This is a genomic window from Xanthomonas sp. WHRI 7064, from assembly GCF_040202355.2.
In the GTDB taxonomy this organism is placed as follows: Bacteria; Pseudomonadota; Gammaproteobacteria; order Xanthomonadales; family Xanthomonadaceae; genus Xanthomonas; species Xanthomonas arboricola.
In genome coordinates, this window is the sequence record NZ_CP167821.1 from 2776472 (window position 1) to 2797692 (window position 21221).

Sequence of the window (21221 nt, forward strand, 5' to 3'; positions counted from 1 at the left end):
TGATAGATGCTTGTTAGAGCGACTGCTCTGTAGCCTTGTTGCAGGGCCCTTGCCCGCCCACCATCGCAGGACACGCCGCAAGTACGTCCCTGTAGGCTCTTACGCGGCATCCATGCCGCGTAAGGTCCCGCGACGGTGAGCGGACAAGGACCTGTCGAGGTGTTCGGTGTGCGCGGTAAGAGCAGTGCTTGATGCGCGTTGTTCGGATCGCGTTGCACCCGATCAGCTCCCGATGCAGGCCGAGCAACAGGCTTTCAACACGCGACTTACAAACGCCTCATCTTCCCACCGCAAGCCGAGAAATAAGCTTTGAGGAAAGCAGCCGACCAACTCTGTGGTGCGGTGTCCTTGCCGGTTGCGGGACCCTTGGCGGCATGGATGCCGCCAAGGAGCCTCCACGCACGGATTCACGGCGTGTCCCGCAAGCGGTGAGGACACCGCGCGCTCGATCAACCAGGCTTTTGACCCAAGTCTTCGACTGCATCCATAACGGCGCCACCCTTGAAGAGCTCGGTGGGTCTTGGAGTGGTCGGATAGTGTTGATAGATCGCTTGCAGAGCGTCGGGTCTGCGACTTTGCTGCAGGGCCCTTGCCCAGCCACCATCGCGGGACACGCCACAAGTACGTCCTTGTAGGCTCTTACGCGGCATCCATGCCGCGTAAGGTCCCGCGACGGTGAGCGGACAAGGACCAGTCAAGACGGTCGGTGTGTTTGGTTGCAAGCAAAGCATGGACTGCGTTGTTCGGATCAGGTTGCATCTGATCAAGCTTCCCGTGCAAGTGAAGAGGCTTCAGTCACCCGCTTTCCTCAGCCGGGAGGTACCAGCAAGTTGCTCAGTCGCCCTGCTGCGTTTGCGTCATTGCACGTTGCGCATGCGCTGCCAACCCGAGATCCGTCAGCACTGCGAACTGGCGCTCGCCGCGGTCTTCCAGCTGGATCCAGCCTGGACCGGGTTGACCATTCAGACTGGCGTTACCCAACCACGCCAGGGTGCGCAGCAGCACGCTCATGCGTACACCCAGTTGCTTGCACAGGCGCGCCAGCGACACGCCCTCGGGCGTGTCGGCCAACGCGGCAAGCAGCAGCGCGGTGAGCTGCGGATCAGCGGACAAGCACCGCTCCGATGTCGCGCGGCGCCGCATCGGCGGTTTCGGCGCGGTGCGACAGCACGATCACCGGAATCGACTTGGAGGTGGGCGTGCGCGCTTCGTCGGCGAAGCTGGACAGCGGCACCAGCGCGTTGGTTTCCGGGTAGTACGCCGCCAGGCAGCCGCGCGGAATGTTGTAGTCCACCAGCAGGAAGCGGCGCGCCTCGCGATGCACGCCGTCCTCGCACAGGCTCTCCAGGTCTACCCAGTCGCCGGCCTTCATGTTCAACGCGGCGATATCCGCGCCATTGATGAAGAGCACGCGGCGCTCGCCGAACACGCCGCGGTAGCGATCGTCCAGCCCGTAGATGGTGGTGTTGTATTGATCGTGCGAGCGCGTGGTGGCCAGCGTAAACACCATCTGCTCGGTGTGGCTACGGCGTGCGCGATGGATCGGGTTGTCGGTCGGCACCGCGTGCGGCTTGAACACCGCACGCTTCTCGGGTGTCACCCACTGGCGATCACGCGCGGTGTTGGACAGGCGGAAGCCGCCCGGCACCCGCACGCGCTGGTTGAAGTCGGCAAAATCGGGGAACACCTGGGCAATCAGGTCGCGAATGCGGTCGTAGTCGCCCACCAGCCAACGCCAGCGGATCGCGCTGCGCGCACCCAGCGTCGCCTCGGCCAGGCGCGCCACAATCGCAGGCTCGGACAATAGCTCCGGCGAGGCCGGCGGATTGATACCGGCCGACAGGTGCACCATGCTCATCGAATCCTCCACCGTCACGCCTTGCGAGCCGGCGTCCTGGATGTCGATTTCAGTACGGCCCAGGCATGGCAGGATCAGCGCATCGCGCCCATGCACCAGGTGGCTGCGATTGAGCTTGGTGGTGACATGCACGGTCAATTCGCAATTGCGCAGCGCGCGATGCGTGGCGTCGGTATCCGGCGTGGCAGCGGCAAAATTGCCGCCCATCGCGAAGAACACCTTGCCGCGCCCGTCCAGCATCGCCTCGATCGCACCGACGGTGTCGAAACCGTCTTCGCGCGGCGGCGCAAACCCGAACAGCGTCTGCAACTTGTCCAGGAACGCGGCCGGCGGTTTTTCGTAGATCATCATCGTGCGGTCGCCCTGCACGTTGCTGTGTCCGCGCACTGGGCACACGCCCGCGCCCGGCCGGCCCAGATGGCCGCGCAGCAACAGCAGGTTGGTGATCAAGTGGATGGTGGCCACCGAATGCTTGTGCTGGGTGATGCCCATGCCCCAGCAGGCGATCACACGCTCGGCATTGAGATAGAGTTCGCCGGCCTTGCGCAGCGCCGCCTCGTCCAGCCCGGACTCTTCGACGATGGTGTCCCAGGATTCGCCGTGCACCTCGGCAGCGAAAGCGTCGAAGTTGGCGGTGTGGGCCTCGATGAATTCCAGATCCAGCAGGCGTGGCGTGCCCTCGCGCTGGGCCTGTGCGTCGCGTTCGAGCACGTGCTTGATGATGCCCTTGACCGCGGCCAGATCGCCGCCGATCTTGAGCTGGAAATAGTCCGAGGCGATGCGGGTGGAGCCGTTGTGCAGCATCTCCAGCTTGTCCTGCGGGTCGGCGAACTTCTCCAGCCCGCGCTCGCGCAACGGATTGAATGCCGCAATGGCCGCGCCGCGCTTGGAGGCCTGACGCAACTCGCCAAGCATGCGCGGGTGATTGGTGCCCGGGTTTTGCCCGAAAATGAAGATCGCATCGGCCAGTTCGAAATCGTGCAGCGACACCGTGCCCTTGCCCACGCCGATCTGCGAACGCAGCGCGGTGCCGGACGGCTCGTGGCACATGTTGGAGCAGTCGGGGAAGTTGTTGGTGCCGAACTCGCGCACGAACAACTGATACAGGAAGGCCGCCTCGTTGCTGGTGCGCCCGGAGGTGTAGAAGATCGCCTCGTCCGGCGATGCCAGCCCGTTGAGGTGCCCGGCGATCTGCGCAAACGCCTCGTCCCAGCTCACCGGCACGTAATGATCGGTGGCCGCGTCGTAACGCATCGGCTGGGTCAGCCGGCCCTGCCCTTCCAGCCAGTAATCGCTGTACTGCGACAGCAGGCTGACGCTGTGCGAGGCGAACAGCTCCGGCCCGGCGCGGCGCGCCGTGGACTCGGCCGCGACAGCCTTGGCGCCGTTCTCGCAGAACTCGAAGGTGGAGGTGTGATCGCGGTCGGGCCAGGCGCAGCCGGGGCAGTCGAAACCGTCCGGCTGGTTGGCGTGCAGCAGCGTCTTGGCGCCCTGCACCGCGATGTCCTGTTCCATCAGATGCTTGGCAACCGAGCGCAATGCGCCCCAGCCGCCGGCGGGATTGTCGTATTGCTGGATGGTCTTCTTGCTCATGCGGGCTCTCCCACGCCAACGCCCAGATTCAGGCGCTGCGGATGGCTGTAAACGACACAATCGTGATCGCGGGCAAACCCGATCAGGGTCAGTCCCGCACTGTCGGCCAGGCTGATCGCCAGCGCGGTCGGCGCCGAAATCGCTGCGAGCAGCGGGATCCCGGCCTGCGCGGCTTTCATGGCCATTTCGTAACTGGCGCGGCTGGTCACCACCGCAAACCCTTGCGATGCATCGACGCGCTCCCGCGCCAGCGCACCGATCAACTTGTCGAGCGCGTTATGCCGGCCGACGTCTTCGCGCACGTAGCGCACCACACCGTGTGCATCGGCCCAACCGGCGGCATGCACCGCGCCGGTCTGTGCGGCGATCGGCTGCTGCGCATGCAACGCATCCAACGCACGCGCCAATGCATCCACATCGATCTGCAGCGACGATTGCAACACCGGCGGCACACGCAACACTGCTTCGATCGATTCGTTGCCGCACACCCCGCAACCGCTGCGGCCATCCAGATTGCGCCGTCGCCGGTCCAGCGCGGCGGCACGTTCGGGCGGGATCTCGATCTGCAGCGAGGCGCCTTCCAGAAACGTCTCCACCGCCACCACCCGCAGATCCTGCGGCTGATCGACGATGCCCTCGCTCAGCGAGAACCCGAATGCAAAATCCTCCAGGTCTTCCGGCGTGGCCATCATCACCGCGAACGGCACGCCGTTGTAGTGGAAGGCGACCGGCATTTCGGCCGCCACCATGTCCTGCACCGTGGCGTTGCGGCCACCGCGGTGGCGGACAACCGTGCGCACCACACTGCCGGCGCGCACGGAACGGGAAGACGGAAGTGTCATCTCATCTCAATGAAACAGCACGAAGGCTTTCTGCAGCGTGACCCAGATGCCCCAGGACATCGGCACGCCCACCGCCAGCCAGGCCAGCGCGACCAGGGCGGGGTTGCCGCCATGCCCGATGCGCGCCATCTGCTCCGGCGGCAGCACCGCCTTGCCGCTGCGGTCCACCTTCTCGTGCGCCAGCTGCTTCTCGCGCGCCAGTTCTTCCGGCGTCATGAAATGACGCGCGGCCACCGGGCGCACCAACAGGTTGCAGATCAGACCGAGCACCAACATGCCGGCGAGGATGTACATGGTGGTGTTGTAGACCTGTGACGGCGGGCTGCCGTGGGCCAGCTGGTACTCGCGCATGTAGCCGACCACCACCGGACCGAGGATGCCGGCGGTAGCCCAGGCGGTCAGCAGGCGGCCGTGGATGGCGCCCACCATCTGGGTGCCGAACAGGTCGGCCAGGTATGCCGGGATGGTGGCGAAGCCACCGCCGTACATCGACAGGATGATGCAGAAGATGCCCGCAAACAGCGCGATGCCGCCCACACCGCCGGCCGACGGCGCAGCCGCGTACAGGCAGATGCCCAGCACGAAGAACAGCGTGTAGGTGTTCTTGCGGCCGAGCTTGTCGGACATGCTGGCCCAGAAGAAGCGCCCGCCGATGTTGAACAGGCTGAGCAGGCCGGTGAAGCCGGCCGCGATGGCCGCAATGCTGGCCAGCTGCGCCGTATCCAGGCTGCCGAAGCCGACGTCCACCCCGATCAACCGGCCGCCGAACACTTCCTGCAGCATCGGCGAGGACATGCCGATCACGCCGATGCCGGCCGACACGTTCAGGCACAGCACGCCCCACAGCAGCCAGAACTGCGGGATGCCCCAGACCTTGCTCACATGCACGTGGTTGGCGGTGATCATGGCGTTGTTACTGGCCACCGGCGCGGTCCAGCCGGCGGGGGTCCAGCCGCTCGGCGGCACGCGGTAGCCGAACGCGCCAGCCATCATGAAGACGAAGTACAGCGCCGCCATCACCAGGAAGGTTTCCATCACGCCCACCGAAGTCGGCGTGGCGAAGTGGCGCATCAGCGCATCGGCCAGCGGGCTGCCGATCATCGCGCCGCCACCGAAGCCCATGATCGCCATGCCGGTCGCCATGCCGCGACGGTCGGGGAACCACTTGATCAGCGTCGACACCGGCGAGATGTAGCCCAGGCCCAGACCAATGCCGCCGATCACGCCCGAACCCAGCCACAGCATCCAGATCTGATGGAAGTGGATGCCGGCCGCCGAAATCACCAGCCCGCCGCACCAGCACAGCGCGGAGACCACACCGGCCTTGCGCGGGCCGGCACGTTCCAGCCAGCCGCCCCAGATCGCCGCCGAGCAGCCCAGCAGCACGAAGAACAGCGTGTACATCCACTGCAGCTCGCTGATCTTCCAGTCGCAGGTGGTGGCGACCATGCGCGCGAACAGGCCCATGTCGGCCGGACACGCGATCGCCTCGGTGATGCCCAGCGCCTTGGACAGCGGCAGCCAGAACACGCTGAAGCCATAGGCCATGCCGATACACAGGTGGATCGCCAGTGCCGCCGGCGGTACCAACCAACGATTGAAGCCCGGACGCGCAACGATGCGCTCCTTGGACAGCAGGCCGGCGTCTGCTCCGTTGGCGCTCGCCACGGTGGACCCTTGTGTCATTCCCGTTCCCCTAAAAAGTGCGATGAAGTGTGTCCGGAGCGCCCGACAGGACGGCTGCGCGCAGGCGGTGTCAGTGGTCCCGAAAACGATTGATGGCTGCGATCGATTGAGGTGTTGCGATAAGGGCAGCGGCGACTACCAGGCCCAACTGGCACTCGTCTGGCGCATCATCGGCGATCGTTGAATCTTTGCAATGCTTCGGCGCGCTCCGCAGCCAGTCAAAAACCCGTCATGGCCTGCGCCACAAGGCGTTCCCAGAGCTTAGCGGCCGACGTTGCGACTAATTGACTAGTCCATGCGGATCGGCGCATGCGGGTCCGCAAATCGTGCTCGCCGTCGCGCTCGGCCGGGGTGACGGCCGACACGCGGTGGCCGTACAGTCGGACGCTCCCCAGCGACGGAGTCCGCCATGCACGACCACCCTCCGCGCGATGGCGCGCACGCGCTGCAGGCACCGGCGCACCTGGACGCGTTCTGGATGCCGTTCACCGCCAACCGCCAGTTCAAGGCGCGCCCGCGCCTGCTGGCCTCCGCTGCCGGCATGTACTACCGCGATGTCGACGGCCGCCAGATCCTGGACGGCACCGCCGGGCTGTGGTGCTGCAATGCCGGCCACGCCCGCGAGCGCATCGTGGCGGCGATCCGTGAGCAGGCCGGCACGCTGGATTTCGCGCCGACCTTCCAGATGGGTTCACCGCTGCCGTTCGTGCTGGCGCAGCGGCTGGCCGCGATCGCACCGCCGGGCCTGGGCCATGTGTTCTTCACCAACTCCGGCTCAGAGGCGGTCGACAGCGCAATGAAGATCGTGCTGGCCTACCATCGCCTGCGCGGCGAGGGCCAGCGCACCCGCTTCATCGGGCGCGAAAAGGCCTATCACGGGGTCGGCTTCGGCGGCATGTCGATCGGCGGGCTGCCCAACAACCGCAAATGGTTCGGCCCCCTGCTGGCCGGCACCGACCATCTGCGGCATACGCTGGATCTGCAACGCAATGCCTACGCGCGCGGGCTGCCGGCGCACGGCGCCGAGCTGGCCGACGATCTGGAACGCCTGATCACCCTGCACGATGCCTCGACCATTGCGGCGGTCTTCGTCGAGCCGGTATCCGGCTCGGCCGGGGTGATCCTGCCGCCGGAAGGCTATCTGCAGCGGCTGCGCGCCATCTGCGACCGCCACGGCATCGTGCTGGTGTTCGACGAGGTCATCACCGGCTTCGGCCGGGTCGGCGAGGCATTCGCGGCGCAACGCTTCGGCGTCACGCCCGACCTGATCACCGCCGCCAAAGGGCTGACCAGCGGCAGCGTGCCGATGGGCGCGGTACTGGTGGCCGATGCGATCCATGCGGCCTTCATGCAGGGGCCGCAGAACGCGATCGAGCTCTTCCACGGCTACACCTATTCCGGCCATCCGCTGGCCTGCGCCGCGGCGATCGCCACGCTGGACACTTACGCCGAAGAACACCTGTTCGACCGCGCGATCACGCTGGGCCCGCAATGGGAAGACGCGCTGCACAGCCTGCGCGGGCTGCCGCACGTCATCGACATCCGCAACATCGGCCTGATCGGCGCGATCGAGCTGGCGCCACGCGACGGTGCGCCAGGCGCACGCGGCTACGAGGTATTCGAGCGTTGCTTCCACGACGGCGGCCTGCTGGTGCGCGTCACCGGCGATGTCATCGCGCTGTCACCACCGCTGATCGTCACCCCCGAACAGATCGGGCAGATGGTCGAAACGCTGGCGAAGATCCTGCGCAGCACCGCCTGACGACCAGGACACAGGCGCCCGCGCGTAACGCCGGCGCGCGGCGCGGTCAAGCGCGCAAAGCCGGGGCAGGCTCACTACAATGCCGGCCCCGCACTTCCCCGCAGTTGCCGCATGAACATCGTTGTCAAAGAAGAACTCAAGGCCTACATCGACCCGCTGACGCCCGACGAGCACGAGGCGCTGGAGCGCAGCCTGCTGGCCGAGGGCTGCCGCGATGCGCTGGTGCTGTGGGGCGATGTGCTGGTGGATGGCCACAACCGCTACGGCATCTGCCAGAAGCACGACCTGCCGTTCCAGACCGTGCAGAACCCGCGCTTCCAGTCGATGCAGGACGTGCAGCTGTGGATGATCGAGCAGCACCTGGGCCGGCGCAGCGTATCGGACTTCCAGCGTGGCGTGCTGGCGCTGCGCAAGCGCGAGATCCTGGCCGCGCGCCAGCGCAGCCAGCGCGACGCCGACGCCGCTGCCGAAGCGCCGGCGGTTGCCGACGCTGAGCAGCCGGCCACCGGCATCGACCACGACGCCACGCCGGCGGCTGCGGACAGCGACAGTCCGCCGTGGGAAGAGACCTCTACCCCGGTCAGCCGCGCCGAGCTGGCGCGCGAGGCCCGCCTGAGCAACAACCAGGTGGTGATGATCGAGCGCATCCACAAGCAGGCCGCCCCGGAAGTGGTGCAGGCGGTCAAGGCCGGCGAGATTTCGATCAGCGCCGCCGCTGCCGTGGCCACCTTGTCCGAGGACGAGCAACGCGCCGCCGCGCAGGCCGGCAAGGCCGAGCTCAAACAGGCTGCCAAGCGCGTACGCGACGCCAAGCGCAAACCCAAGCCCGACGAAGCCGAAGGCGGCGAAGCCGAACGCCGCGACATGAAAGCCCTGCAACGCCGCGTCACCGAACTGGAAAACGAAAACGCCGCGCTGCAGGCCAAGGTGACCGCGCTGCAATCGCAGCTGGAGCGCCTGCGCGGCTGAGTGCCAGACGGTGCATCACCGTAGGAGCGCACCCGGGCGCGACGCGGCTTTCCCGATAACGCCGTCGCGCTCAGGCGCGCTCCTACAAAACCGGTCAGCTGCTACCGCGATCGCTGCAACGACTCGTAGGAGCGCACCCGGGCGCGACGCGGCTTTCCCGATAACGCCGTCGCGCGCAAGCGCGCTCCTACCGGGCCTTCACGCCCGGCCGTGGACATGCCCTACTCCGTTGACTGGGTACACTGCGCAGATGGAACCAAGCGTTAGCACTCCCCGCCCCGTCGATCCCCGTCGTGCCCAGCTGCAGCGCATGAAGCTGTTGGCTGTAGCCCTGCTGCTGGCCATGTTCGCCGGCTTCGTCGTCAGCCACCTGATGGGCGAACAAGGCATCTGGGCCTGGGTCTCGGCCTTCTGCGAAGCGGCCACGGTCGGCGCACTGGCCGATTGGTTCGCGGTGGTGGCCTTGTTCCGCCGCCCGATGGGCCTGCCGATTCCACACACCGCCATCCTGCCGCGCGGCAAGGACCGTCTGGCCGACGGCCTGGCGGTGTTCGTGCGCGACCAGTTCCTCGCCCCCGAGGCGTTGATGGACAAACTGCGCGTGTTCGACCCGGCCAGCCGCCTCGGCGAATGGCTGGCCAAACCCGAACAGGCGCGCATGCTCGCGCAGATGGCGCGCAGCTGGATGCTGCAGGCGCTGGAACTGCTGGACGAGGCCGCGGTGCGCCGCGCGATCCAGCGCTTCGTGGTCGACCGTCTGCGCAAATGGAATGCCGCCGCCACCGTCGGCGATGTGATGGCGCTGCTGACCACCGACGGCCGGCATCAGAAATTGCTGGACGAGGTGCTGCTGCGCCTGGGCGAGTGGCTGGATCAGGAGCAGGTCAAGACGCGTGCCTCGGCCTTGATCGTGCGTTACGCGCGGCGCGAGTGGCCCAAGCTGGTCGGCACGGTGAACTGGGTCAAGCCGATCGAGGAGATCGGCGACAGCCTGGCCGACCGCATGGCGCGTGCGGCGATCGAGGAGTTGCAGGACATCCTCAAGACCCCCGAGCATCCAATCAGGCTCGACTATGAAGCCTGGCTGCAACGCTATATCGCGCGCCTGCGCGACGAGCCGGCAATGGCCGAGCGCGTGGAAGAACTCAAGCAGCGCGCGATCGAACATCCGGCCTTGCAGGACTACGTGCAAGGTCTGTGGGGCGAGATTCGCGATGCACTGCGCAACGACCTGGCGCGTGAGGAATCGTCGATGGCCGCGCACATGGAGCGCTCCATGCAATCGCTCGGCCAGGCCTTGTCGCAGGATCCCTCGCTGCGCGAAGCGCTCAACCAGCACATGTTGCAGGCTGCCGACAAACTCACCACACGCTTGCGCGCATCGGTGACCGACCATATCGCGTCGACGATGAAAAGTTGGGACGAACGTCACCTCGTCGAACAATTGGAATTGGGTGTCGGACGCGATCTGCAATACATTCGGTTCAATGGAACGTTGGTGGGCGGACTGATCGGCCTTGCCCTTCACGCATTATCGATCTGGCTGGCGTTCTGATGCATTGGCAATGACGTTGATCGCCCACCGGAAGCACGTGCGGACGCCGGGGGGACTGCACGTAGTCTGATGATCGTCAGGCGCCACCACGAGACCGACTTCGCTGTCGGCCAGCACACCGGGCACGCAACAGGCAAGGCAAGGGAACAGAAATGCCGAATGGCCGCTGGGATCTGCGCAGAAAATACGGGCGTCGTGCATCGATCGGGGCCCTGCTGATTCTCGCCGCAGGTCTGATCGCCGCCATTGCTGCCGGCCTGTCGCTACAGCGACATAACGAGCTCGAGCGCCAGCAGCGTTTCAACTATGTGGTGCGCACGCTGACACGCAACATCAGCGAGCGCATGTATACCTTCGAACACGGATTGCGCGGCGCGCGTGGCGCGGTGATCGGCGCCGGCAAGGATGTCATCGGTCGCGACCGCTTCACCCTGTACAGCCGCTCGCGCGATTACGCGCGCGAGTTTCCCGGCGTGCTGGGCTACGGCTACATCCATCGCGTCGCGCCTGCCGACGAAGAGGCCTTCCTGCAGGCCGCGCGCGCCGACGGCGCACCGGACATCAAGCGCCGGCCGCTGGAGCCCTGGGACGGCGAGCGTTACATCGTGCTGTATTTCGAACCGGAGTCCTCGGGCAACCGTCCGATCGGCCTGGACATCGCCTCCGAGCCGCGTCGCCGCGCAGCGGCACTGCAGGCCGCACGCAGCGGCGTGCCGATCATGACCTCGCCGATCTCGCTGTCCGGTTATCGCATTCCCAGCGAAAGCGGATTCCTGGTGCTGCTGGCGGTGTATCGCGAAGGCATGCCGCTGCAGACACCGCAACAGCGCATGGCCGCGACCAGTGGCTGGGTGTATGCGCCCTTCAGCGTCGAGCAGATGGTGCAAAGCACCCTGGGCGAGCGCGACGACGTGGCGCTGGATCTGTCCGACCGGAACGAGCCGACCCACAACTTCTTCCGCAGCGGCACGCCGTCCAGCGACAGCGCGCGTCGCCCGCCGGTGGTGCAGCAGCTGCAGATCTACGGCCGCACCTGGATCATCACCGCCCACCCCACCGCCAGCTTCCTGGCCTCGCTCAACCAGACCTCGCCGTGGCTGATCGGCGGCCTGGTGCTGGGGGTGTCGGTGCTGCTGGCGGCATTGCTGGTGCTGTATTTCAGCAACGGCCTGCGGCGCGAGGAAGTGCTGCGCAAACAGATGGAGCTGGCGGCACTGGTCAGCCATTCCAGCGAAGCCATCGTTGCCGAGACCCCGGACGGACACATCACCCACTGGAATCCCGCTGCCGAAGCGATGTTCGGCTACAGCGCGGACGAGGCGATCGGCCAGAACCTGACGATGCTGCTGTCGCCACAGCCGTATGCGATCCCCGACATCGAGCATGCCGACGAAGGCCATTCGGTCGATACATCGGCGGCGCTGAGCATGCGCCATCGTGATGGGCACCTGGTCCATGTGCTGGCCAGCAAGGCCCCGATCATCGAACGCGATGCCACCCTGAGCGGGCATTCGCATTTCTTCCGCGACATCTCCGAGCGGGTGCGTGCGCACCAGCGCATCGTCGCGCTGAATGCATCGCTCGAACATCAGGTCGCCGAACGCACCAGCGAGCTGATGAAGTTCTCCGCGCTGCATCGCGCGATCCTGGCGCACGCCGGCTTTGCCATCATCGCCACCGACTCCAGCGGCTTTGTCACGCTGTTCAATCGCGCCGCGGAAAAACTGCTGGGCTACAACGCCGACGAGGTGATCGGCCGCCGCAAGGCCGGCCAGTTCATCGAGCAGGAGGAACTGCAGGAGCGCGCGCACCTGCTCTCCGAGCAGACCGGCGCGCCGGTGGCGCATACGCTGGAGGCGATCGCGGCGCTGACCAGCCTGGGCCGCAGCGACACCAGCGAATGGACCTACGTCAGCCACGAAGGCCGCCGCCTGCCGGTGCTGCTGACCCTGAGCACCCTGCGCGACGATAACGATCAGGTGATCGGTTACCTGGGCATGGCGGTGGACCTGACCGAGCAGAAACTGCACGAGAAGCAGCTGCGCCTGGCGATGGACGCGGCCAAGAGCGCCAACCAGTCCAAGTCCGATTTCCTGGCCAACATGAGCCACGAGATCCGCACACCGATGAACGCGATCCTGGGCATGCTGTACCTGCTCCAGCGCAGCGAGCTTCCCGGTGCCGCGCAGGACATGGTGACCAAGATCGACCGCTCCGCACGCTCGCTGCTGGAAATCATCAACGACATCCTGGACTTCTCCAAGATCGAGGCCGGGCGCATCGATCTGGAACGCGCACCGTTTGACCTTAATCAACTGTTCGACAACATCGCCGACCTGATGCGTTCCTCGCTCAGCACCAAACCGGTGGAAATGATCGTCGAACCGCTGCCGCGCGATTGCCGCTGGTTGCTCGGCGATGCGCTGCGCATCAACCAGGTGCTGGTCAACCTGGTCGGCAACGCGATCAAGTTCACCGAGCAGGGCGAAGTGGTGCTGTCGGTGCGGCGCTTCCCCAGCGGCGATCCGAACAAGCTCAAGCTGCTGTTCTCGGTGCGCGACACCGGCATCGGCATTTCCAAGGAAAAGCAGAGCCTGATCTTCTCGCCGTTCCTGCAGGCCGATACCTCCACCAGCCGGCGCTACGGCGGCAGCGGCCTGGGCCTGACCATCAGCCGGCGCCTGATCGAATTGATGGGCGGCGAGCTGGAGGTGGAAAGCGTGCCCGGCCGCGGCAGCGAGTTCTATTTCGTGGTGACGCTGGAAAAATCCGCCCCGCCGCTGGCCCAGCGCGACCTGCCGGCGCTGCCGCCGGAAGCGATGCCGCGGGTATTGATCGCCGACGACCACGATGCGGCACTCAACAACCTGGTGCGCATCGCCACTGAACTCGGCTGGCGCGTGGATGCGGTCGCCAGCGGCCAGGCCGCCCTGCAGGCGATCGAACAGGCCAGCGAGCCCTATGACATCTTCCTGCTCGACTGGCGCATGCCCGACATCGACGGCGTGGCGATTGCGCGGCAGATCCGCGCACGCGCCGTGCCCGGCCCGCATCCGGTGATCGTCATGGTCACCGCGTACGAGCGTCGCCTGCTGGAACAGCATCCCGAGCAGCAGGACCTGGATGCGGTGATGACCAAGCCGGTCACCAGCGCGGCGCTGCACCGGCTGGTGGAGCAACTGGTCCACGAACGCCCCGGCGCGCGGCCGGTGGCGCCCACCTTCGTGGCGCGTCGGCTGGAAGGCGCGCATCTGCTGCTGGTGGACGACAGCGAAATCAACTGCGAAGTGGCGCAGCGCATTCTCGAAGGCGAAGGCGCCATGGTCACGGTCGCCCACGATGGCGAGCAGGCCATCAACACGCTCAGGCGCGCGCCGGAGCTGTTCCAGCTGGTGTTGATGGACGTGCAGATGCCGGTGGTCGATGGCTATGAAGCCACGCGGCGGCTGCGGCAGATCCCCGCGCTGGCCAGCCTGCCGGTGATCGCGCTGACTGCCGGCGCCTTTCGCCCGCAACAGGAGAAAGCGCTGGAAGCGGGCATGAACGGTTTCATCGCCAAGCCGTTCAATGTGGAGGAACTGGTCACCGCCATCCGCCACTTCCTGCAGCCGGGTGTACGGCGCATCCCGTCGCTACCGCACGAGACCGATGTGCAGGGCGGCCCCGAGTGGGAACACGCCGACCCGGAGGTGCTGGATGCGGCGCGTGCACGCAGCCTGTGGCGGGAGCGCGAACCGTACGAGCGCTATCTGCTCAAACTGCTGCGCGACAACCCCGACCCGGCCGAGACCGCAGCCGAGCATCTGCGCCGCAACGAGCTGCCGGCGATCGGCGCACTGGCGCACAAGCTGCGTGGCGCGGCCGGGTCGCTGGCGTTGCCGGCCCTGGCCGGCGCCGCCAGCGACCTGGAAACCCGCATCGAGCAGGGCCACGACATCACCTCGGCACTGCTCGCACTCAAGGACACCATGCAGCGCACCGCCGCGGCGATCCACGCCTTCCTGCAACACGGCGACAGCGACGCCGAAGCAGGCGATGACGATACCGCGCTGGACGCGGACAGCGTGCAGATCCTGGAAGCGGCCCTGGGCAGCGACGATGCCGACAAGATCGACCACGCGCTGCTGATCTGCGCGCCGCGCCTGCCGCGCAACCTGCAGGAAGCACTGCAGCGTGCAGTGGAAGATTTCGACTTCCGTCGCGCCGAGGCCACCTTGCGCGACTGGCAAGCCACTCACCTGCGCTGACCGCTCACCACGCCGGTGGCAAGGAGCCTCCATGCCGCATCGTCCCCTGCTGTGTGTCGACGACGAATCCAGCAACCTGGCCACCTTGCGCCAGCTGCTGCGCGACGATTTTCCGCTGGTGTTCGCCAAGTCCGGCGGCGAAGCACTGGAGGCGGTGCTCCGCCACACGCCGGCGTTGATCCTGCTGGATGTCGAGCTGCCCGACATGGACGGCTATGCGGTGGCGCGCACGCTCAAGCAGCAACCCGCCAGCACGGCCATCCCGATCCTGTTCGTGACCTCGCGCAGCAGCGAGCACGACGAACGTACCGGACTGGAAGCGGGCGCGGCCGATTACGTCAGCAAGCCCTACTCGCCCGCCCTGCTCAAGGCGCGCATCGCCACCCAGTTGAAGCTGGCCGAAAGCGCGCGCCTGGCGCAGCACTACCGCGATGCGATCCATCTGCTCGGGACCGCCGGGCAAGGCCAGGATGCCGACACCGGCGCGCATATCTGGCGCATGGCCGCCTATGCGCAGGTGCTGGCCGAGCAGGTCGGCTGGCCGGCGCAACGGGCGCAGCTGCTGCAGGATGCCGCGCCCCTGCACGACGCCGGCAAGATTGCGGTGCCCGGCAACATCCTGCACAAGCCCGATGCGCTGGACGAACACGAACGCTCGGTGGTGCGCCAGCACCCGCAGGTCGGCCACGACCTGCTGCGGCACGGGCGCGGGCCGGTGTTTCAGCTGGCTGCGGAAATCGCGCTGCATCACCACGAATGCTGGGACGGCAGCGGCTACCCCAACGGCCTGGCCGGCGAGGCCATTCCCGAATCGGCGCGCATCGTGGCGGTGGCCGACGTGTTCGACGCGCTGTGCGGGCGGCGCGCCTACAAGGCGCCGTGGACGGTGGACGATGCCATGCGCAAGCTCGACAGCATGGCAGGCAAGCAACTGGAACCGCGCCTGGTGCAGCAATTTCGCGAGGCGTTGCCGCAGGTCCTGCAGATCATGGATGCCTGGGATAGCGCGGCGCCGGGGCCATGAAGAGCCGGGAATCGGGAATCGGGATTGGGGAATCGGGACGGGCTGAGCAGTTTGCGGGCCGATCGGGCGAGCATTCGCGCCCGTCTTGCGAGCGTACGGCTCTCTCAGGTGGGCTGGTGGTGTTATCGGCCCTGTGATGCGTACGCAGTGTTGCCTGGCGTGTGCTTGAACACCGCTTCGCACGGGCGGACAATAGCCATGTTGCGCCGCACAACACCGTGCGACGCGGGCCGGTCCGATCGCCATTTGCGCGCCACCGATGCGGCCCCGCAACCGAGAGTCCGATGTCCTCCAGCGTGTCCGAGGCCGGCATCACGCCGCCGCGTTATCCCGATTACCGCATCATCTCGCTGATCCTGGCCTGCGCCATCTTCATGGAGCAGATGGATGCCACTGTGCTGGCGACCGCGCTGCCGACCCTGGCGCGCGATTTCGGCGTTGCCGCGCCGGCGATGAGCATCGCCATGACCAGCTACCTGCTGGCGCTGGCGGTGCTGATCCCGGCCAGCGGCGCGATCGCCGACCGCTTCGGCCTGCGCCGGGTGTTCGGCGCATCGATCTGGGTGTTCGTCGGCGGCTCGATCCTGTGTTCGCTGGCCGACAGCCTGCCCACCATGGTCGCCGCGCGCGTACTGCAAGGCGCCGGCGGCGCGATGATGGCCCCGCTCGGCCGGCTGATCCTGCTGCGCACGGTGGAGCGCCGTCACCTGGTGTCGGCCATGGCCTGGACGCTGGTGCCGGCCTTCATCGGCCCAATGCTCGGCCCGCCGCTGGGCGGATTTTTCGTCTCGTATCTGGACTGGCGCTGGATCTTCTACATCAACGTGCCGATCGGCATTGCCGGCTTTCTGCTGGTACGCCGTTTCATCCCGGAAATTCCCACCGAAACCACACCGGCACGTTTCGACCTGCGCGGTTTCGTGCTGTGCGGCACCGCGTTGGGCTGCCTGCTGTTCGGCCTGGAAATGGTCAGCCAGCAGGACGGCCTCGGCACCGCGAGCTGGCTGCTGGCCATCGGCGGCAGCGCTGCGTTGGGGTATCTGTGGCATGCACGCCACCACCCCGCTCCGCTGCTGGACCTGAGCCTGCTGCGGATCGATTCGTTCCGCTTGTCGGTGATCGGCGGCGCGCTGATGCGCATCACCCAGGGCGCGCATCCGTTCCTGCTGCCGCTGCTGTTCCAGATCGGCTTCGGCCTGAGCGCCGCGCACAGCGGGCGCCTGATCCTGGCCACCGCGCTCGGCGCACTGCTGATGCGCAGCATCACCCCGCAGTTGCTGCGCCGCTTCGGCTATCGCAACAGCCTGATCGGCAACGGTGTGCTCGCCAGCCTGGGCTACATGGTGTGTGCATTGTTCCGGCCCGACTGGCCGCCGGCGCTGATGTTCGGCCTGCTGCTGTGCTGCGGCGCGTTCATGTCGTTCCAGTTCGCCGCTTACAACACCATCGCCTACGAAAACGTGCCCGCATCGCGCATGAGCCGCGCCAGCAGCCTGTACACCACCTTGCAGCAACTGATGCTCTCGGTGGGCGTATGCGCCGGCGCGATGATCCTCAAGCTGGCGATGCTGGCCGGCGATCACACCCAACCGGCGCAACGCGATTTTTCGCTGGCGTTCTGCGTGGTCAGCCTGATTTCGCTCAGCGCCACCTGGTGGCATGTACGTTTCGACAAGGATGCCGGGCAGGAAATGAGCGGGCACCGGGCTTCGAGCGGCTGACGTAGCCGGCGCAGCTACACAGCCGTGACTGGAATCGGCGTGCACCGCCCCGGCAACTGCGTTTTCCATGCGACATCCACATCCAGTTGCCAACTGCTCGCAACGCTTGGTTGGCCAGTCTTGCAGCCTGTCATGTCCGCCAACTCGCATGACGGCACCCCACAGGCGCCGCCATGCTTACCATCATCGCGCCTTGTCGTTGTGCCGCGACGCGGCCTCGGCACGCGTCACCAGCAGGAACGCCAGCGGAAAGCCAATCTCGATCGCGACTGCCGCGAAGATGCCGGCGTTGACATGCCCGGCCACCCACTCCGCCACGCCCAGCACTGCCAGCAACAGGCACGCGGTGACGAAGCCCGCAACCACGGCACGGCGCCCTGGCGACGGTGGCGCCGTTCGCACCAGCAGCAGCATGACGCCGATGGCCGCATACAGCGGTGCGGCGCGTCGACCGAGCACGCCCAGCGCGTCACTGTCGAAGGCCACGCCCCAATTGGCCAGCATGGCCGCAGGTGCCAGCAGCCAGGCAGCGCCCAACGCGAAGAACGACAACGCCGACAGCGTGGCCAGGTAGCGAAATGCGCGCGATGCAGTCGGCGCGCTCATGCGTTCACCTCCACGACGGTGCGCCCCTGCACCTTCCGCGCGTCGCCACCAGAGTGGGGCTGATGCAACCCCCGGCCACTGGTCAGCACCCGGTCTGCAACCGCAATTCCGGCATCGCGGGACGCTTGGACCACACCGGCAAGATCGATGCCAGGAATCAGCGGAAGATGGCGAATGATCGGGCCACCTCCGCTCATCGCCACCATCATCGCGTGGTGGTCGTTGCCGGTCGAATACTCGACAGCAACCCTCACCTCGCCCGGCATCAACGCGTCTTCGTTGAACTGGGCCAGCCTGGTAACCACCGGCTCGCTGGTCTGTACGCTAAGCACTGCATTGAAGGTCATTGCCTTCTCCTGTTGGGGTCAAGGCCGCGCGCTACCGCGTCACCACCGACGCATCGGTAACGGCATGCACACTGCAGTCGCTGCGGCTCGTTTGTGCAGCGGTGCAACCCGGCGTGGCGCAGCTGAAACCTGTTGCGCTCACCGCCAGGGCCGGCACTTGCAGTGGTTTGTCGGCCGGGCTTATCCGGCATGGGATGGCGTCGTCGTCTCGGGTGGCGTCTTCGCATCGAGCTGCAGGTTCTTGCGAATCAACGACTGGAACACGCCTGCCGGCGCAAACCGCCGCAAGAACTGCAGCTGTCCGGCGATCTTGCCCGCGGTGTAGCGCACCTTGGGCTGCTGGGCGCGCGCCGCCTTCACCACCACGTCGGCCACGACGGAGGGCTCGTCTGCGCTTGCCATTGCCTGCGCCACCACCTGGCCGACCTGGGTACGCACCTGACGGTAATTTTCCAGCGGCGCATCCGGGGCGAGAGTGTTCGCCTCGAACTGGGTTTTGGTGTAGGCCGGCTCGATTACCGTGACCCGGATTCCGTAGCTGCGCAGCTCGTGGTCCACCGCTTCGGAGTAACCCTCCACCGCGTGCTTGCTGGCCGCGTACAGCGCCGCATACGGCGTGGGCACCAGCCCGATGATCGAGCCGATGTTGATGATGCGGCCACTGCCCTGGCGGCGCATGTGCGGCACCACTGCGCGCGTCATGCGCACGACACCAAGGAAGTTGGTGTCGAGGATGGCCTTGGCCTGCTCGATCGAGCTTTCCTCCGCAGCGGCAGGAGACACACCGAAACCGGCGTTATTGACCAGCAGGTCGATGCGCCCTTCCCGTCGCAGCAGCTCCTGGATCGCGGCGTCGACCGATTCGTCGCTGGTCACATCCAGCGCCAGCAGCGTGAAGGCGCGCTGCCCGGACTGCGCGCCGCGACGGCTGGTGCCGTACACCGTATAACCGGCGGCAGCCAACGCGTTGGCAGTTGCTTCGCCGATGCCGGAGGAGGCGCCGGTCACCAGCGCAACAGGGGGTTTGCTTGTCATTGGAATTCCTTGAGTGCAGTGAGTGACAGGGCGGCAGTCGGTTGACGATCACGCCGCGACTGGGATGCGATGGCTTGGCTAAAAACGCAGTTCTACCGGTGAAACCTCGGCCACGTGTGTGGCGGATGCACGCCTGTCGGTTAGTTGGATGCCTGCAACGACGACAGGATCTGGTCGCGACACACCGCGATGATTTCGTCGGCCAGTGGCGAATCGTTCGGGCACGACCGCGATAGCACGATGGCGCCGATGGCGTGCGCCATCATGTCCAGGTTGCTGGCGCGCTCCGCTGCTGCCTCGGCAGTGCCGGGCGCAGCGCCGCTGCGGTCGAGCGAGGCCAACAGGTTTTCGACCCCGGCGGCGAACGCCTCGCGCACTTCCTCCGGCTGGCGCGCGGCATCGGCGCCCAGCGCCGCCATCGTGCAGCCGGTGGCAAGGCTGTCGCGATGTCCGCGCGACAGATAGAAGTTCACGAAATCCGCCTTGTCCACGTGCTCGGTCTGCGCGGCGATGTTGGCCAGGCCGCAGGCCGCCGATTCGGCCATCAGATCCGCCTTGGAGCGGAACTGCTTGTAGAAGCCACCGTGGGTGAACCCTGCAGCGGCCATCAGATCGGCGATGCCGATCCCTTCGTAACCGCGCTCGCGAAACAGCACCGAGGCGGTCTCGACGACGTGCGCCCGGTTTGCCTGCGCCTGTGCCTTGGTCACTTTCATCGTTGGGACCCTCCGTGCTTGTGCGGGACTGGTGAGAGCGGCAGCTTACTTTGATGTCATTCGTCATCAAAGTGTTGACACTTTAGATTTTGATCGTAATCTTTGTCAACCACTGATTCCGAGCACCGCCAATGACCCACCCTTCGCTGTTCGAACCCTATGCACTGGGCGCGCTGACCCTGGCCAACCGCATCGTGATGGCCCCGCTGACCCGTAACCGTGCGGGCGCCGGCCTGGTGCCGAGCGCACTGGCGGCCACCTATTACGCCCAGCGCGCCTCGGCCGGCCTGCTGATCACCGAGGCCACCCAGATCTCGCCGCAGGCCCAGGGCTATCAGGACACCCCTGGCCTGTACACGCCCGAGCAGATCGCCGGCTGGCGTGCAGTCACCGACGCCGTGCATGCCAAGGGCGGGCGCATCTTCGTGCAGCTGTGGCATGTGGGCCGGGTGTCGCATGTCGACCTGCAGCCGGGCGGTGCCGCACCGGTCGCGCCATCGGCGATCCGCGCGGCGACCAAGGTGTTCGTCAACAACGGCTTTGCCGATGTCTCCGAACCACGCGCCCTTGAGTTGCGCGAACTGCCGGGCATCGTCGACGACTTCCGCCAGGCAGCGGCCAATGCGATTGCCGCCGGCTTCGATGGCGTCGAAATCCACGGCGCCAACGGCTACCTGCTGGAGCAGTTCATCAAGGACGGTGCCAACCAGCGCACCGATGCCTACGGCGGCTCGATCGAAAACCGCGCGCGCCTGTTGCTGGAGGTGGTCGCTGCAGTGAGCAAGCAGATCGGCGCCGATCGCACCGGCGTGCGCATCTCGCCGGTGTCGCCGGCAAGCGGCATTTCCGGCAGCGATCCGCAGCCGCAATACGACTACATCGCCGAACAGCTCGATGCGCTGGGCATCGTGTACCTGCACGTGGTCGAAGGTGCGACCGGCGGCCCGCGCGACGCGGCCCCGTTCGACTATGCCGCGCTGCGCAGCAAGTTCACCCGTACCTATCTGGCCAACAACGGCTACGACCTGGAACTGGCCAACGCCCAGTTGCGCGCAGGCAGCGTCGACCTGGTGGCCTTCGGCCGCCCGTTCATCAGCAACCCCGATCTTGTCGAACGTCTGCACACCGGCGCAGCGCTGGCGCCGTTGAATCCGGCCACGCTCTACGGCGGTGGCGCCGAAGGTTATATCGACTACCCGTCCCTCGCCGGCTGAGGCTGTCTCGCCTGGCGTCTTTCATCCACTGTCATCAAGGAATTCT

15 protein-coding genes are annotated in these 21221 nt (G+C 66.4%); 7 read left to right on the forward strand and 8 right to left on the reverse strand.

All coding sequences use genetic code 11. The features are described 5' to 3' along the window. Nucleotides 1-834: 834 nt before the first annotated feature. From ABQY74_RS11995 to ABQY74_RS12010, 4 genes are read right to left on the reverse strand one after another with little or no spacing between them, the layout of a single operon-like run. Nucleotides 835-1113 carry a hypothetical protein gene (locus ABQY74_RS11995; protein WP_349791572.1) on the reverse strand — a complete coding sequence of 93 codons (279 nt, stop codon included), beginning with the start codon at nt 1111-1113 and terminating at the stop codon, nt 835-837. Continuing rightward, complete coding sequence (locus ABQY74_RS12000) at nt 1103-3451, reverse strand: FdhF/YdeP family oxidoreductase (protein WP_349791574.1); 2349 nt, start codon at nt 3449-3451, stop codon at nt 1103-1105. The genes ABQY74_RS11995 and ABQY74_RS12000 overlap by 11 nt, the downstream gene beginning before the upstream one ends. Beyond that, complete coding sequence (gene fdhD / locus ABQY74_RS12005) at nt 3448-4293, reverse strand: formate dehydrogenase accessory sulfurtransferase FdhD (protein ID WP_104554174.1); 846 nt, start codon at nt 4291-4293, stop codon at nt 3448-3450. The genes ABQY74_RS12000 and fdhD overlap by 4 nt, the downstream gene beginning before the upstream one ends. A 6-nt stretch (nt 4294-4299) precedes the next feature. After that, nucleotides 4300-5979 (reverse strand): OFA family MFS transporter, encoded by a 1680-nt coding sequence (locus tag ABQY74_RS12010; RefSeq protein WP_047128862.1) that lies wholly within the window; start codon nt 5977-5979, stop codon nt 4300-4302. 409 nt (nt 5980-6388) lie between these two features. Here ABQY74_RS12010 and ABQY74_RS12015 point away from each other — a divergent pair, with 409 nt between their 5' ends. The 6 genes from ABQY74_RS12015 to ABQY74_RS12040 all read left to right on the forward strand — a co-directional run bounded on the left by ABQY74_RS12015 (nt 6389) and on the right by ABQY74_RS12040 (nt 17257). Beyond that, nucleotides 6389-7741 (forward strand): aspartate aminotransferase family protein, encoded by a 1353-nt coding sequence (locus tag ABQY74_RS12015; RefSeq protein ID WP_039512077.1) that lies wholly within the window; start codon nt 6389-6391, stop codon nt 7739-7741. Nucleotides 7742-7852: 111 nt separating this feature from the next. Next, on the forward strand, nt 7853-8710 hold the full coding sequence (locus tag ABQY74_RS12020) for a plasmid replication/partition related protein (protein WP_104569912.1): 858 nt from the start codon (nt 7853-7855) through the stop codon (nt 8708-8710). A gap of 250 nt (nt 8711-8960) precedes the next feature. Further along, entirely contained in the window at nt 8961-10265 is a 1305-nt protein-coding gene (locus ABQY74_RS12025) for a DUF445 domain-containing protein (RefSeq protein WP_047128865.1), read from the forward strand. 152 nt (nt 10266-10417) lie between these two features. Beyond that, on the forward strand, nt 10418-14512 hold the full coding sequence (locus tag ABQY74_RS12030) for a response regulator (RefSeq protein ID WP_349791578.1): 4095 nt from the start codon (nt 10418-10420) through the stop codon (nt 14510-14512). A gap of 31 nt (nt 14513-14543) precedes the next feature. Continuing rightward, the gene (locus tag ABQY74_RS12035; RefSeq protein ID WP_349791580.1) at nt 14544-15536 is read left to right on the forward strand and encodes an HD domain-containing phosphohydrolase; all 993 of its coding nucleotides are present in this window, start codon (nt 14544-14546) and stop codon (nt 15534-15536) included. 284 nt (nt 15537-15820) lie between these two features. After that, nucleotides 15821-17257: a DHA2 family efflux MFS transporter permease subunit gene (locus tag ABQY74_RS12040; protein WP_349791582.1), complete on the forward strand. Its 1437-nt coding sequence runs from the start codon at nt 15821-15823 to the stop codon at nt 17255-17257. A gap of 183 nt (nt 17258-17440) precedes the next feature. Here ABQY74_RS12040 and ABQY74_RS12045 read toward each other — a convergent pair whose 3' ends face one another. From ABQY74_RS12045 to ABQY74_RS12060, 4 genes are all read right to left on the reverse strand, one after another. After that, nucleotides 17441-17863, reverse strand: coding sequence for a hypothetical protein (locus tag ABQY74_RS12045; protein ID WP_024940193.1), 423 nt, complete (start codon nt 17861-17863; stop codon nt 17441-17443). Continuing rightward, a complete protein-coding gene (locus ABQY74_RS12050; protein ID WP_349779313.1) occupies nt 17860-18210 on the reverse strand; it encodes an alcohol dehydrogenase catalytic domain-containing protein in 351 nt (116 codons plus the stop codon). The genes ABQY74_RS12045 and ABQY74_RS12050 overlap by 4 nt, the downstream gene beginning before the upstream one ends. Before the next feature lie 180 nt (nt 18211-18390). Then, nucleotides 18391-19245 (reverse strand): oxidoreductase, encoded by an 855-nt coding sequence (locus tag ABQY74_RS12055; RefSeq protein WP_047125183.1) that lies wholly within the window; start codon nt 19243-19245, stop codon nt 18391-18393. A 140-nt stretch (nt 19246-19385) separates the two neighbouring features. Further along, nucleotides 19386-19961, reverse strand: a complete 576-nt coding sequence (locus tag ABQY74_RS12060; protein WP_016904436.1) for a TetR/AcrR family transcriptional regulator — start codon at nt 19959-19961, stop codon at nt 19386-19388. 131 nt (nt 19962-20092) lie between these two features. Here ABQY74_RS12060 and ABQY74_RS12065 point away from each other — a divergent pair, with 131 nt between their 5' ends. Next, a complete protein-coding gene (locus tag ABQY74_RS12065) occupies nt 20093-21175 on the forward strand; it encodes an alkene reductase (RefSeq protein ID WP_349791585.1) in 1083 nt (360 codons plus the stop codon). Nucleotides 21176-21221: the final 46 nt, after the last annotated feature.

Excerpts from the sequence above, each read along its gene's own strand:
- ABQY74_RS12000 (WP_349791574.1), bottom strand. The coding sequence starts at position 3,451 with ATGAGCAAGAAGACCATCCAGCAATACGACAATCCCGCCGGCGGCTGG.
- fdhD (WP_104554174.1), bottom strand. The coding sequence starts at position 4,293 with ATGACACTTCCGTCTTCCCGTTCCGTGCGCGCCGGCAGTGTGGTGCGC.
- ABQY74_RS12010 (WP_047128862.1), bottom strand. The coding sequence starts at position 5,979 with ATGACACAAGGGTCCACCGTGGCGAGCGCCAACGGAGCAGACGCCGGC.
- ABQY74_RS12015 (WP_039512077.1), top strand. The coding sequence starts at position 6,389 with ATGCACGACCACCCTCCGCGCGATGGCGCGCACGCGCTGCAGGCACCG.
- ABQY74_RS12020 (WP_104569912.1), top strand. The coding sequence starts at position 7,853 with ATGAACATCGTTGTCAAAGAAGAACTCAAGGCCTACATCGACCCGCTG.
- ABQY74_RS12025 (WP_047128865.1), top strand. The coding sequence starts at position 8,961 with ATGGAACCAAGCGTTAGCACTCCCCGCCCCGTCGATCCCCGTCGTGCC.
- ABQY74_RS12030 (WP_349791578.1), top strand. The coding sequence starts at position 10,418 with ATGCCGAATGGCCGCTGGGATCTGCGCAGAAAATACGGGCGTCGTGCA.
- ABQY74_RS12035 (WP_349791580.1), top strand. The coding sequence starts at position 14,544 with ATGCCGCATCGTCCCCTGCTGTGTGTCGACGACGAATCCAGCAACCTG.
- ABQY74_RS12040 (WP_349791582.1), top strand. The coding sequence starts at position 15,821 with ATGTCCTCCAGCGTGTCCGAGGCCGGCATCACGCCGCCGCGTTATCCC.
- ABQY74_RS12045 (WP_024940193.1), bottom strand. The coding sequence starts at position 17,863 with ATGAGCGCGCCGACTGCATCGCGCGCATTTCGCTACCTGGCCACGCTG.
- ABQY74_RS12050 (WP_349779313.1), bottom strand. The coding sequence starts at position 18,210 with ATGACCTTCAATGCAGTGCTTAGCGTACAGACCAGCGAGCCGGTGGTT.
- ABQY74_RS12055 (WP_047125183.1), bottom strand. The coding sequence starts at position 19,245 with ATGACAAGCAAACCCCCTGTTGCGCTGGTGACCGGCGCCTCCTCCGGC.
- ABQY74_RS12060 (WP_016904436.1), bottom strand. The coding sequence starts at position 19,961 with ATGAAAGTGACCAAGGCACAGGCGCAGGCAAACCGGGCGCACGTCGTC.
- ABQY74_RS12065 (WP_349791585.1), top strand. The coding sequence starts at position 20,093 with ATGACCCACCCTTCGCTGTTCGAACCCTATGCACTGGGCGCGCTGACC.